Here is a 13,169-nt window from a genome sequence, read left to right on the forward strand (position 1 = left end):
GGCCCTCCGGCGTTCTCAGGACCAGGTCGCGTTCCAGGTGACCGGCCCGACCACGCCGTCCACCGACAGGCCGTGCCGCTGCTGGAACGCCCGGCAGATCTGCGCCGAGGCCGGCCCGTACCAGCCGTCCGCGGTGATCGCCCAGCCGCGCCAGGCCATCCGCTGCTGCCACATCAGCACGTCGTCCCCGTGCAGCATCGGCGACTGCACCCGCAGGTACCGCCCGGGCCACCGCGGCACCCCGGGCGACGGCGTGGTCGCCTGCCCGGACGTCCGCGCCGCCGGGATCCCCCCGAGCGCCGGATCCGCCGACACCGTCCCCTCCGGGTACGCCGGCACCCCGTACCCGTACGGCGACCCGGGCCCCCGCCGCGCCCGCGCCTTCCGGTAGACCCCGTCGCCCTCGGTGGATCCGGTGTCGTTCGTGTTCCCCTCCACCGTGTAGATGGTGTCGGCGTCGTAGGCGTAGACGACGCCGGTGTGGTCGCCGCCGTCGGGGCCGAGGTAGAAGGGGCCGCCGAGGACGGGGTAGAGGGTCCAGCGGTTCTGGCGGCGCCACCAGTCGACGGCGGCGAGGCAGGACGCGGTCATCGGCCAGAGGTTGTCCATCCCGGTGCGGTGGGCGGCCCAGGCCTCGAAGGTGGCGCACCAGGGTTGGCCGTCGGACCATTCGAGGCCGGGGGTTTCCTCGCTGTAACGCTGGCGGTTGTTCCAGGTTCCGTCGGCACTCCGGCCCTCGTGCTGGCCGACCTGGCCGAGCAGCAGGGCGGTGAACTCGTCTCGCATGGGAGCCTCCCGTCGTTCCGAGGTGGTTCTTCCCCCGTGAGTGCCGAACGACGTCCTCCGGGGCGCGGTCACCGGTAGTGCGGGAGCGTGCAGGGGGCGCGCGTCGCCCGAAGTTGGTGGATGTTTCACGTGAAACACCGTCGGGCTCGTGGCACCCTTGGCGGGTGATCACCGAACGGCCCCCGCGGGAGGCCACTCTGCGCGGGCTGCTCCGCGGCCGCGGTTTCCGGCGGCTGCTGACGGTGCGTCTGCTCTCGCAGCTGTCGGACGGGGTGTTCCAGGTCTCGCTGGCCGCCTACGTGATCTTCTCGCCGGAGCACCAGTCCTCCCCCGCCGACATCGCGGCCGTGCTGGCGGTGATGCTGCTGCCGTTCTCGGTGATCGGCCCGTTCGCGGGGGTGCTGCTGGACCGCTGGCGGCGCCGCCAGGTGCTGCTGACGGGCAATCTGGCCCGGTTCGGGCTGGGCCTGGTGACGGCGGCGCTGCTGCTCGGGCGGGCACCGGACTGGATGTTCTTCGCCGCGGCGCTGCTGGTGACGGCGCTCAACCGGTTCATCCTGGCGGGCCTGTCGGCGGCGCTCCCCCGGGTGGTGGACCCGTCCGACCTGGTGACCGCCAACGCGGTCTCGCCCACCCTGGGCACGGTGGCGGCGGCCGCCGGCGGCGGCGTCGGCTTCCTGGTGCACCAGGTGCTGGCGCCCGGCCGGTCCGCCGACGCGGTGCTGGTGACGCTGGCGGCGCTGCTCTACCTGTCGGCCGCGTTCGCCGCGCAGCGGATCGCCCCGGACGCGCTCGGCCCCGAGCTGCACGGCGAACTCCCGTCCCTGCGTCAGGCGTTGGCGGCGGCCTGGAACGACCTGCGGGCCGGCCTGCGGCACCTGGTGCGGGACTGCCGTCCGGCGGTGCACGCGCTGGCCGCGGTCACGCTGGCGCGGTTCTGCTACGGCATGTTGACCGTCATGGTGCTGATGCTCTCCCGGTACACCTTCAACAGCGCCGAGGACAATGCGGGCGGCCTGGCCAGCCTGGGCGTGGCGGTCGGGGTGTCCGCGGCGGGTTTCGGCCTGGCCGCGGTGATCAGCCCGTGGTGCACCCAGCGGCTGGGCCTGACCGGGTGGATGACGGTCTGCCTGGGGAGCGCGGCGGTGTTCGTCCCGGCGCTCGGGCTGACCTTCCGGGAGGTTCCGGCGATGGCCGCGGCGCTGCTGCTGGGGGTGGTCACCCAGAGCACCAAGATCTGCGCGGACACCCTGGTGCAGGAGTCGGTGGAGGACGAGTTCCGCGGCCGGGTGTTCGCGATCTACGACGTGCTGGTGAACGTCTCGTTCGTCGCGGCGGCCGGCGTCACGGCGCTGGTCCTGCCGCTGAACGGCCGCTCGGTGCCGGTGGTGCTGGGTCTGGCGGCGCTGTACGCGCTCGGCGCGGTGCTGTACTTCCGTGCCGCGCGCCGGACCTGACGGGCCTTCTGCCGCTAGGGTCGTGGGCGTACGGCACCGCTCTCGTCGCCAGGGGGAAGAACCGAATGAGCACTCCGCCGCCGCCGGGCCCGTACGGGCCGCCCGGCCCGTACGGACAGCAGCCCGGCCAGCAGCCTCCCGGGTACGGCCAGCCGTCCGGCTACGGGCAGCCCCCGGCGTACGGGCAGCCCTCCGGCTACGCCCAGCCGCCGGCCTACGGGCAGCAGCAGCCGGCGTACGGCGAGCAGCCGTCGGGGTACGCGCAGCCGGCCCCCGCGTACGGGCAGCCGGCGTACGGACAGCCGCCGGTCGGCGAGCCGCAGGGGCAGCAGATGCCGGCCTGGGGGCAGGCGCCGCCGCAGCCGAAGATCACCGACAAGAACGTGCGCAGGGCGGGCTGCCTGTGGCGGCTCTCGATCGTGGTGGTGCTGGTCGGCGCACTGTTCGCGCTGTACGCGGTGTTCAAGCCCGACAAGGGCCCGAACACCGGCGACTGCCTGGACAGCAAGCACGCCAAGGTGTCGTGCAGCGCGCAGAACGCCACCTGGAAGGTGCTGCAGCGCGACAACTACAGCACCACCCTCGGCCGGGTCGACTGCGCCAAGAGCCACCCGGGCTCGGTGGCCTACGACGGCCGGTACCGCAAGAGCGGCAAGAGCAAGAAGTACCGGCTCTGCCTGGGCCCCGCGAAGGCCGCGACGTCCGGGACCTCGGGCACCGCGGGGACCACCAAGAAGTGACGGGACGTCAGTCCTGCGGCTGAGCCGCCCACCACTCGCGCAGGGCGGCGACGGCCGCGTCGTGCTCCATCGGGCCGTGCTCCAGGCGCAGTTCGAGCAGGTGCTTGTAGGCGCGGCCGACCGCCGGGCCGGGGCGCAGGCCGAGCAGCTGCATGATCTCGTTGCCGTCCAGCGCCGGGCGGATCGCGTCCAGCTCCTCCTGCGCCTGGAGGGCGCTGATCCGCTCCTCCAGCGAGTCGTAGGTGCGGGCCAGCGCGGCGGCCTTGCGCTTGTTGCGGGTGGTGCAGTCGGAGCGGGTCAGCTTGTGCAGGCGCTCCAGCAGCGGGCCGGCGTCGGTGACGTAGCGGCGCACCGCGGAGTCGGTCCACTCGCCGCCGCCGTAGCCGTGGAAACGCAGGTGCAGCTCGACCAGCCTGGACACCTCGTTGACCAGCTCGTTCGAGTACTTGAGCTCGCGCATCCGCTTGCGGGTCATCTTCGCGCCGACCACTTCGTGGTGGTGGAACGAGACCCGGCCGTCGGACTCGAAGCGGCGGGTGCGCGGCTTGCCGATGTCGTGCAGCAGCGCGGCGAGCCGGAGCACCAGGTCGGGGCCCTCGGTCTCCAGCGCGATGGCCTGCTCCAGGACGGTCAGCGAGTGCTCGTAGACGTCCTTGTGGCGGTGGTGCTCGTCGCTCTCCAGGCGCAGCGCCGGGAGTTCGGGCAGCACGAAGTCCGCGAGGCCGGTGTCGACCAGCAGCCGCAGGCCCTTGACCGGGTGGTCGGCGAGCAGCAGCTTGTTGAGCTCGGCCTGGACGCGTTCGGCGGAGACGATGGTGATCCGCTCAGCCATCGCGGTCATCGCGGCGACCACCTCGGGCGCGGGCTCGAAGTCGAGCTGGGCGGCGAAGCGGGCGGCCCGCATCATCCGCAGCGGGTCGTCGGAGAAGGACTCCTCGGGGGTGGCGGGGGTACGCAGCACCCGGGCCTCCAGGTCGTCCAGGCCGTGGTGCGGGTCGACGAAGCCGCGGCCGGGCAGGTCGACGGCCATCGCGTTGACGGTGAAGTCGCGGCGCACCAGGTCCTGCTCGATGGAGTCGCCGTAGCTGACCTCGGGCTTGCGGGAGCTGCGGTCGTAGGCCTCGCTGCGATAGGTGGTGATCTCGATCAGGAACGAGCCCTCGGGGGTGTCCTTGCGCGCGCCGACGGTGCCGAAGGCGATGCCGACGTCCCAGACCGCGTCCGCCCAGCCCTTGACCAGCTTGAGGATCTGCTGGGGGCGGGCGTCGGTGGTGAAGTCGAGGTCGTTGCCGAGCCGGCCGAGCAGGGCGTCCCGGACCGAGCCGCCGACCAGCGACAGCCGGTGGCCGGCGTCCTGGAAGCGGCGGGCGACCTCGTCGGCGACCGGGGAGACCCGCAGCAGCTCCTGCAGGCCGAGGGTCTGCGCCTCGGTCAGCCCCGGCAGGGCGACCCGGTCGACGGAGCTGGAATGATTGGCGCTGGACGCATTGGCAGTGGACACGGCTCACAAGGGTACGTGCCCGCCCTGCTCCGCCGCCCTCCCGTTTCCCTCCCCCGGCCGTCCGGCCAGCTTCCGGCCCGCAACACTGCGGGCCGCGCAGCGTCGTTACCATGCCGGGTGAACGCTCCAAGTCGGAGACCGCCGGGGTCGGGCGGGGCCGCGTCGGTGGCGTGGGTCGATCGGGACGATCAGGAACGGCGAGGACGCGTGGACGAGCGGACCGGGCTGGGCGCGGCAGGGGCCGGGCACCGCGGACGGTGGACGGGCCGGTTGGCCAGGGGCACCGCCGCACTGCTGGCGGGCGGGCTGGTCGCGGCCGTCGCCGCTGCTCCCGCGGCGGCCGGGCCGGGCACGCTGGTGACCGCGGACGGCAAGTACCCGGCCACGGTGCAGATCGACGCGGTGCAGGTCGGCGGCGCGGGGACGCCGAAGATCGCGCACGAGAACGACACCGTGACGATCACCGGCAAGGTCACCAACTCCGGTGCGGAGACGCTGCGGACGCCGTCCGTGAAGGTGCGGCTGCCGAACCCGGGCAAGCCGATGCTGGCGACTCGCAGCGACATCGGCCTGGTCGCCTCGATGAGCACCCCGAGCGGCCAGGACGGCACCGCGCTGGACAGCCCGTCGCAGGAGGTCGGCGACCTGGGCCCGGGGCAGAGCAAGGACTTCACCCTGCCGCTGCCGGTGTCCGCGCTGAAGGTCAAGGACACCGGCACCTACGAGCTGGCGGTGGACCTCTGGGGCAGCACCGGCGACGAGCGGGCCCACACGCTGGGCATCGCCCGCACCTTCCTGCCGTACCAGGGGCACGCCACCGCCCAGGCGTCGCCGGTCGCGGTGGTGTGGCCGCTGACCCACGCCCCGGTGCTGGTCGCGCAGACCATGCCGGACCAGGACCAGACGCCGGTGCTGCGGGACGACACCCTGGTCGGCGAGCTGACCGGTGACGGCCGGCTGAACAAGCTGGTCGAGATCGGCGCCACCATGCCCGGTCTGACCTGGGCGATCGACCCGGACCTGCTGGACACGGTGTTCGCGATGACCAGGCCGTACCGGGTGCAGAAGCCGGGTACCTCGGGCGAGTCCGCGCGCGAGGACAACACCGTGCCGGGCACCGGCCGCGACGCGGCGACGGCCTGGCTGGCGAAGCTGCGGTCGGCGGTGTCGGCGCAGAACTCCGAGGTGGTGTCGCTGCCGTACGCCGACCCCGACCTGGCGTCGATCGCGCACAACGGCGCGGGCCTGAACGGCATGGACGCCGCGCTCCGCAAGGCCATGACCGCCGGCCAGGTCACCGCCGAGGCGCGGCTGTCGGTGGACGCCCACTCGGACGTCGCCTGGCCGTACCGGGGCAGGTTGGACCAGCGCACGGCAGCGGTGGCGGGCGCGGCGGGCGGCCGGGTGGTGCTGGTCGACGGCGCGTCGATGCCGGAGTCGGAGAAGCTGACGTACACGCCGGGCGCGGCCCGGCCGATCGGCAACGGGCAGACCGCGGTGGTCTCCGACGCGGTGCTCGCCTCGCTGTTCCAGCAGGACCTGAAGACCCCCCAGGAGCGCACCGCGGCCCAGCAGCGGTTCCTGGCCGAGACCCTGGCGATCGCCCACCAGGAGCCGGAGCACCCGCGCGGCGTGCTGGTGCTGCCGACCCGCTCGCTGACCGTCGGCACCGCGCAGGCGCTGCACGACGCGATGCAGGGGGCGTCGGGCAGCGGCGGCTGGGTGACGCCGGTGTCGCTGCAGAAGGTCGTCGACATGCCCGCCGACCCGGCGGCCAACAGCAGCGTCCCGAACGACTACCCGGGCGAGGCGACCGCCGGGGAGCTGAGCGCCTCCGAGCTGACCGCCACCATGGGGATCCAGGACGGCGTCGACCAGCTGATGATGATCCTCACCCAGCCGGAGCGGGTGCGCGGACCGTTCAGCGCGGCCATGGTCCGCTCGATGTCCACCAGCTGGCGCGACCAGCCGAAGGCCGGCAGCGACTACCGGGCCGGCGTGCAGCACTACCTGGACAACCTGAAGTCGGCCGTCCGGGTGCCCAAGAAGAGCGTGGTGACGCTGCCGGGCGACAACGCGACCCTGCTCGTCAGCGTGAAGAACGACCTCACCCAGGCGGTCGGCAACCTGGAGCTGCGGCTCTACTCGGCCCAGCCGAACCGCCTCAACGTGGGCGAGAAGCAGACCGTGGTGCTGGACGCCACGACCGCCCGCACCTTCCGCTTCCCGGCCGACGCCCGGGTCAACGGCCAGGTCCAGGTGACCGCGGAGCTGTGGACCACCGGCCCGAACCCGCAGCGGTACGGCGACCCGGTGGCGTTCACCGTCGACGTCACCTCGGTGGCCAGCGGCGTGATGTACGTGATCGCCGGCGGCACCGTGCTGATGATCCTCGCCGGCGTGCGGTTCTCCCTGCAGCGCAAGAAGCGCAAGGCGGCCGGCGAGGTCGACGAGGACCCGGACCGCCCGCTGTCGGACGGCGACGGGGCCGACGACCGGCCGGACGCCGGCGCGCAGAAGCCGGACAGCGGCCGCGGGCAGGCCGACGCGGAGCCGTCGTCCGACCGGGATGACACGGATCGGGTCGCCGGTGATGAGAAGGTGGATCACTAGGCCGTCCCACCCCCGGACGCCCACCCCCCTCTCTGACGTGGATTGGTGGCATGAACGAGCGGAGCGAGCGAGCAACCCAGGACCAGGGCGGAGGACGGCCCCAGGACCGCGCGGGCGGCCCACGGTCCGCCGCCGCCCCCGCCGACCCGACCGCCGACTGGTACGTCGCCGACACCTACGCCCGTGACCCGTACGCCGCCGAGGCGTACGGCGGCACGGACCCGTACGGCGAGATCGACCTGCCGGCCGCCGGCCCGGACGCACCGGCCACCGAGGACGCCGCCGGCCCGGCGGACGTCCCGGAGGGCGCAGCGGCGGCGCTCCCCGGCCAGCCGAGCCGTGAGCCCGAGCCCGCCCTGCAGCTGACCGCGCCCGCACCGCGCTGGGCGTCGATCGCCGCCGAGGTCGCCGCGGAGGCCGGCGAACCGGCCCCCGCACCGGGCCGGGACACCGAGACCACCGAGTACGTCGACGTGGAGACCCTGCTGTCGGCCGCGGAACAGGCGCCGGCGCCCCCGCGGCACGCGCCCGGCGGTGCCGGGGACGCCCCGGGGCCGGTCGGCGCCGCGGAGGCCGAGGACGCCGGGTCGGAGCCCGCGGAGGCCCTCCGCCCGGAGCCGGCCCCGGCGGCGGACGGGCGCCCCCCGTACGTGCCGCCGATCGAGTTCGACCCGCCGCTGTCCGAGGAGGAGGCGGTGATGCGGGCCGACGCGGCCGTGCTGGAGGCCAACGCCGCCGCCGCACCGCCCGCCCCCGCACCGGGCGCACCGGCCGAGGGCGGCGGTGGCGTCGGCCGGGTCGCCGGGCTGCTGAACTCCAGCGCCGTCATGGCGGCCGGCACCCTGGTCTCCCGCGGCACCGGCTTCCTGCGCACCATGGTGATCGCCGCCGCGATCGGCGTGGCCTCGATGGGCGACTCGTACAACGCCGCCAACACGCTGCCCACGCTGCTGTACATCCTGATCGGCGGCGGCGCGCTGAACGCGGTGTTCGTGCCGCAGCTGGTGCGCAGCATGAAGAACGACGAGGACGGCGGCACCGCCTACGCGAACCGGCTGCTCACCCTGGTGGTCACCGGTCTGGCGGGCGTGGTGTTCGTCGCGGTGCTGGCCGCGCCGGTGCTGGTGCAGCTCATCTCGCACGCCCTGATGCGGGACCAGCAGAGCGCGGACACCACGGTCGCGCTGGCCCGCTACTGCCTGCCGACCATCTTCTTCATGGGCGTGCACGTGGTGATGGGCCAGATCCTCAACGCCCGCGGCCGGTTCGGCGCGATGATGTGGACGCCGGTCCTGAACAACCTCGTGGTGATCTTCACCTTCGTGCTGTACATCGGCGTGTACGGCACCTTCCAGCACACCGAGGTCACCCCGCAGAACATCTCCCCCGAGGGCGTCCGGCTGCTCGGCATCGGCACCATGCTGGGCCTCGCGGTGCAGGCGCTGTCGATGATCCCGTACCTGCGGGCGGCGGGCTTCGCGTTCCGGCCCCGCTTCGACTGGCGCGGCCACGGCCTGGGCAAGGCGGCCCGCCTCGCCAAGTGGACCTTCCTGTTCGTGCTGGCCAACCAGGCGGGCTTCCTGGTGGTCACCCAGCTCGCCACCGCTTCCGGCAAGGCCGCCGAACGCGACGGCCACCTCGGCGTCGGCCTGGCCGCGTACTCCAACGCGCTGCTGATCTGGCAGCTGCCGATGGCCGTCGTCACCGTCTCGGTGATGAGCGCGGTGCTCCCCCGGCTGTCCCGGGCGGCCGCCGACCAGGACGCGGGGGCGGTCCGCGACGACCTCTCCTACGGCTTGCGCACCTCGGCGGTGGCGATCGTCCCGGCGGCGTTCCTGTTCCTGTCGCTCGGCCCGGTCATCGGCTCCTCGATCTACGGCCTGGGCAACGGCGGCGCGGTCGCGCACGGCACCACCGCGGTCGGCTACATGCTCTCCGCCTTCGCCCTCGGCCTGATCCCGTACTCGGTGCAGTACGTCCTGCTGCGCGGCTTCTACGCGTACGAGGACACCCGCACCCCGTTCTCGAACACCGTCTGGGTGGCGCTCACCCAGGCCGGCACCGCGGTGCTGTGCTGGCTGGTGCTGCCCGCGCAGTGGGCGGTCACCGGCATGGCGCTGGGCTACGGCCTGTCCTACGCGGTGGGCGTGTTCGTCGCGGTGCCCAAGCTGAAGGCGCGGATCGGCGGCCTGGACACCGCCCGGATCACCAAGACCTACGTCCGGCTGGCGATCGCCTCGCTGCCCGCCGCGGTGGTCGGCCTGGGGGTCGAGCTGCTCGCGCTGCAGGTGCTGAGCGGCTGGTTCGGCAACGTCCTGACGCTGCTGGTCGCGGCCGCCGTCCAGGTCGCGGTGTTCCTGCTGCTGGCCCGCCGGATGCGCATCGAGGAACTCAACGCGCTCACCGGAATGGTCCGCCGGCGGCTCGGCCGCTGACCTCGGGACCGATCACGGGTTGACGGCACGTCAACCGGAGCACCGGCGATCCGTCGGGGACTCAGGCCGCTTACGGTGGGCCGGAGTCGGGGAAACCCCCCGATTCCGGCCCATCCGTCTGCCGTTCGCCCGGAAGTGGACACGCGGGCAACCTCCCGGCACCCTCAGCGGTCGTACCAGGGTGCCGGGAGTGGGCACAATTGACCTTGCAGCACGGCCGACCACTCCGGCAGCGGCTCGTCGACCGTCCTGGCTGGGCCCGGGACGACACAAGGGGAGGCAGGACCACGGTGGCTGACGGCACCAAGGCGATCGTCGACACGTCCGAGACGGACGGGGCGGCGACCGAGGCCGCGCCCGGAACCTCGCAGCGCGACGCCGGCTCCGACCGCGACTCCGACCTCGGCCGCACCGCGAAGGGCTCCGCCGACGGCGCGGCACGGAGCACCGCGAACGGCGCCGCGAAGGGCCCGGCGAAGAGCCCGGCGAAGGGCGCCGCCAAGGACGACCCGACCACCCCGCTGCGGCCCGCCGCGCCGGCGCCCGCCGACAGCGACGCGGCCCAGCCGCCCGCCGACGCCACCGCCCCGCTGTCCGCGCAGGAGATCGACGCCGAGCTGTCCGCCCAGGGCGCCCGCACCGAGCGCCCGTCCCGCAGCCGCGGGGTCCGCCGCCCGCTGCCCCCGGTCGAACCGTCCGAGCCCGCCCCGCCCACCAGCACCGAGACGCTGGACGCCGACACCGCCACGCTGCCCGCCGTCCTGCCCGCCCCGCCGCGGCACAGCGGCGACAAGATCGGCGGCCGCTACCGGCTGGAGGAGTGCATCTCCGAGTCGGAGACCTTCACCAGCTGGCGCGCCGTCGACGAGAAGCTCCGCCGCGCCGTCGGCGTCCACCTGCTCTCGGCCGGCCACCGCCGCGCCAAGTCGGTGCTCACCGCCGCCCGCAGCGCCGCCCTGCTCGGCGACCCGCGCTTCGTCCAGGTGCTGGACGCCGTGCAGGAGGGCGAGCTGGTGTACGTCGTCCGCGAGTGGCTGCCCGGCGCCCGGGACCTCGGCGAGCTGCTCGCGGACGGCCCGCTGGAGCCGTACGACGCGTACCAGATGGTCCGCCAGGTCACCGACGCCATCGCCGCCGCCCACCAGCGCGGCCAGGCCCACCTGCGGCTCACCCCCAAGTGCGTGCTGCGCACCGACGGCGGCCAGTACCGGATCAACGGCATCGCGGTGGACGCCGCCCTGCGCGGACTGCCCACCGAGGACGCCGAGCTGACCGACGTCCGTGCGATCGGCGCACTGCTGTACGCCTCGCTCACCCACCGCTGGCCCTACCCGGAGGACCGCTACGACCTCCAGGGACTGCCCAAGGACCTCGGCTGCGTCCCCCCGGACCAGGTCCGGGCGGGCGTCCACAAGGGCCTGTCGGAGCTCGCCGCGCGGATCCTGTGCGACCAGCCGCCGCACCACAAGGAGCCGATCACCACCCCCGCCGAGCTGGCCGCCGCGGTCGCCGCGCTGCCGAAGATCCGCCCGCCGGAGCAGCCCGCCCCGCCGGTGCTGCGCGCCCTGCCCAACACCGCCCGGCCGCGCTACTCCCCCGCCGCGCCCACCCAGGCGATCCCGGTGACCGATCCCGCCCCCGCCCCGGCCGGCCCCCGGCCCGCCGGGCGGCCCGCCCCGCGCCGCCGCCGCGCCCTGCGCCGGGCGGCCAGGTGGGCGGCCTCCCTGGTGGCGCTGTCGGCCGTCACGGTCGGCTCCTGGCAGCTGGTCGAGTACGTCAACCACCAGGAGAAGACCACCAGCGACCACACCGCCCCCGCGCCGGCCCCGACCGGCAGCGCCCCCGCGGCCACCGGCGAGAAGATCGCCGTCTCGTCCATCTCCCCGTTCAACGCGTACGGCGACAACAAGGACGAGCACAGCAGCGAGATCGCCAACGCCACCGACGGCAACCCGGCGACCGCCTGGACCACCCAGCGCTACAACGACCAGTTCGGCGCCTACCGGCCCGGCACCGGCCTGCTGATCGACCTCGGCTCGGCCCGCCCCGTCGGCTCGGTGGACGTCCAGTTCATCGGCGACACCAAGGTCGAACTGAAGGCCGCCCCCGCCGGCACCGCCACCGCGCCGAACGTCGACGAGAACGGCTTCCGCAGCTTCGGCGCCCCGGTCGCCTCCGGGTCCGGCTCCAAGGTCACCCTGAAGCCCGCCGCCCCGGTCACCACCCGCTACCTGCTGCTCTGGCTCACCAACGTGCCCACCGACGACGGCGGCTACCGCGGCAAGGTCGCCGAGATCCAGGTCAACGGTTAGGCCCGCTCTCCCGTCCGGACGACAACCGACGCGCCCCGCCCCTTGATCCGCTCCGCCGGATCCCCAACGATGTGACCCACGGCCGCCGGAGCGGCGGCCGGACCGCGAGGAGGGGGCGGATGGCCGAGGAGCCCACCGACGCCGAACTGCTCGCCCGGCACACGGCGGGCGACCCGGACGCCTTCGGGCAACTGGTGCACCGCCACCGCGACCGCCTGTGGGCGGTCGCGGTGCGCACCCTCGGCGATCGCGAGGAGGCCGCCGACGCGCTCCAGGACGCCCTGGTCTCCGCGTTCCGGGCCGCCGCCGGCTTCCAGGGCCGCTCCGCGGTCACCACCTGGCTGCACCGGATCGTGGTCAACGCCTGCCTGGACCGGGCCCGCCGCAGCGCCGTCCGCCGGGCCGAGTCGCTCGACCAGCACCCGGGCGGGCCGCCGGAGGCCGCGCTCGGCACCAGCGAGGGCGCGGAGACCCACGCGGTGCGCGCCGAGACCCGGCGCGAGGTGGCCGACGCCCTGGCCGCACTGCCCGCCGATCAGCGGGCCGCGCTGGTCCTGGTCGACATGCAGGGCTATCCCGTCGCCGAGGCGGCCGAGGTGCTCGGCGTCCCCGTCGGCACCGTGAAGAGCCGCTGCGCCCGCGGCCGGGCCCGCCTGCTGCCGCTGCTGCGCCACCTCGGCCCGGGCGGTGTTCCACGTGGAACCGACCCGGCCCGGGTGCCGCCGGAAGCCGACCGGGTGGGTGTTCCACGTGGAACACCCACCGCCGCAGCCGCCCCGCCGGAGCCGGGCACCGGGGGTGTTCCACGTGGAACACCGCCCGCTCCGAGGACCGGGAACCCGAACCGGCCCTCCCCCGTCCCACCCACGGATCCCGCCACCGCGCTGGAAGGAGATGCGACCCCGCGATGACGCCGCACCCGCCTTCCGAGCACCCCGACCTGGACGCGCTGGCCGACCTCGCCGAGGAACTGCTTCCGCCCGAGCAGGCCGAGCCGCTCCACCGCCACCTCGCCGCCTGCCCGACCTGCGCCGAGGACTACGCCGCCCTCCGCGGGCTCCCCGAACTGCTGGCGGACTCCCCGGCCCCGTCGATGCCGCAGGACGTCGCGGACCGGCTGACGGCCGCGCTGGCCGCCGAGTCCGCCGCCCGGGCGGAGACCCGTGCCGAGGCCCGCCCGGAGCGCCTCGGGACGGCCCGCACCGAGCCTTCCGCCGCCCCCGGCGGGCCGCCCCGGACCCCCGCCCGGGCCCCCGCCGCGCACCACCAGCCGGGACGGGACGGTCTCCGTGCGCGGCGGCGAGGCATCCCCGTCCAGCCGGGCC

At 74.5% G+C, this 13,169-nt stretch carries 8 protein-coding genes and 1 pseudogene; 7 read left to right on the plus strand and 2 right to left on the minus strand.

The features are described from left to right. Positions 1–15: 15 nt before the first annotated feature. Positions 16–786, minus strand: a complete 771-nt coding sequence (locus ACFV1L_RS24005; RefSeq protein WP_380369017.1) for a peptidoglycan-binding protein — start codon at positions 784–786, stop codon at positions 16–18. Positions 787–950: 164 nt separating this feature from the next. On the opposite strand from ACFV1L_RS24005, the gene ACFV1L_RS24010 reads away from it, so the two are divergent. Together ACFV1L_RS24010 and ACFV1L_RS24015 are read left to right on the plus strand one after the other, a co-directional pair. Then, the gene (locus tag ACFV1L_RS24010) at positions 951–2,243 is read left to right on the plus strand and encodes an MFS transporter (RefSeq protein WP_380369019.1); all 1,293 of its coding nucleotides are present in this window, start codon (positions 951–953) and stop codon (positions 2,241–2,243) included. A 65-nt stretch (positions 2,244–2,308) separates the two neighbouring features. Further along, complete coding sequence (locus ACFV1L_RS24015; protein WP_380369022.1) at positions 2,309–2,983, plus strand: hypothetical protein; 675 nt, start codon at positions 2,309–2,311, stop codon at positions 2,981–2,983. A 7-nt stretch (positions 2,984–2,990) separates the two neighbouring features. On the opposite strand, the gene ACFV1L_RS24020 is transcribed toward ACFV1L_RS24015, so the two are convergent. Next, positions 2,991–4,394: a CCA tRNA nucleotidyltransferase gene (locus ACFV1L_RS24020; RefSeq protein WP_380369041.1), complete on the minus strand. Its 1,404-nt coding sequence runs from the start codon at positions 4,392–4,394 to the stop codon at positions 2,991–2,993. Between the two features lie 360 nt (positions 4,395–4,754). Between ACFV1L_RS24020 and ACFV1L_RS24025 the strand changes: the two genes are divergently transcribed. The 5 genes and pseudogenes from ACFV1L_RS24025 to ACFV1L_RS24045 all read left to right on the plus strand — a co-directional run. Continuing rightward, complete coding sequence (locus ACFV1L_RS24025; RefSeq protein ID WP_380369024.1) at positions 4,755–7,097, plus strand: DUF6049 family protein; 2,343 nt, start codon at positions 4,755–4,757, stop codon at positions 7,095–7,097. Positions 7,098–7,147: 50 nt separating this feature from the next. Continuing rightward, the gene (gene murJ, locus ACFV1L_RS24030; protein ID WP_380369026.1) at positions 7,148–9,532 is read left to right on the plus strand and encodes a murein biosynthesis integral membrane protein MurJ; all 2,385 of its coding nucleotides are present in this window, start codon (positions 7,148–7,150) and stop codon (positions 9,530–9,532) included. Between the two features lie 290 nt (positions 9,533–9,822). Further along, positions 9,823–11,844, plus strand: coding sequence for a serine/threonine protein kinase (locus tag ACFV1L_RS24035; RefSeq protein ID WP_380369029.1), 2,022 nt, complete (start codon positions 9,823–9,825; stop codon positions 11,842–11,844). Positions 11,845–11,963: 119 nt separating this feature from the next. Further along, entirely contained in the window at positions 11,964–12,755 is a 792-nt protein-coding gene (gene sigM, locus ACFV1L_RS24040) for an RNA polymerase sigma factor SigM (protein ID WP_380369032.1), read from the plus strand. Then, positions 12,752–13,169: pseudogene (locus ACFV1L_RS24045) on the plus strand (hypothetical protein); the annotation flags it as partial. The gene sigM and the pseudogene ACFV1L_RS24045, both read left to right, overlap by 4 nt.

This window comes from Kitasatospora sp. NPDC059646 (assembly GCF_042734615.1).
Taxonomy (GTDB): domain Bacteria; phylum Actinomycetota; class Actinomycetes; order Streptomycetales; family Streptomycetaceae; genus Kitasatospora.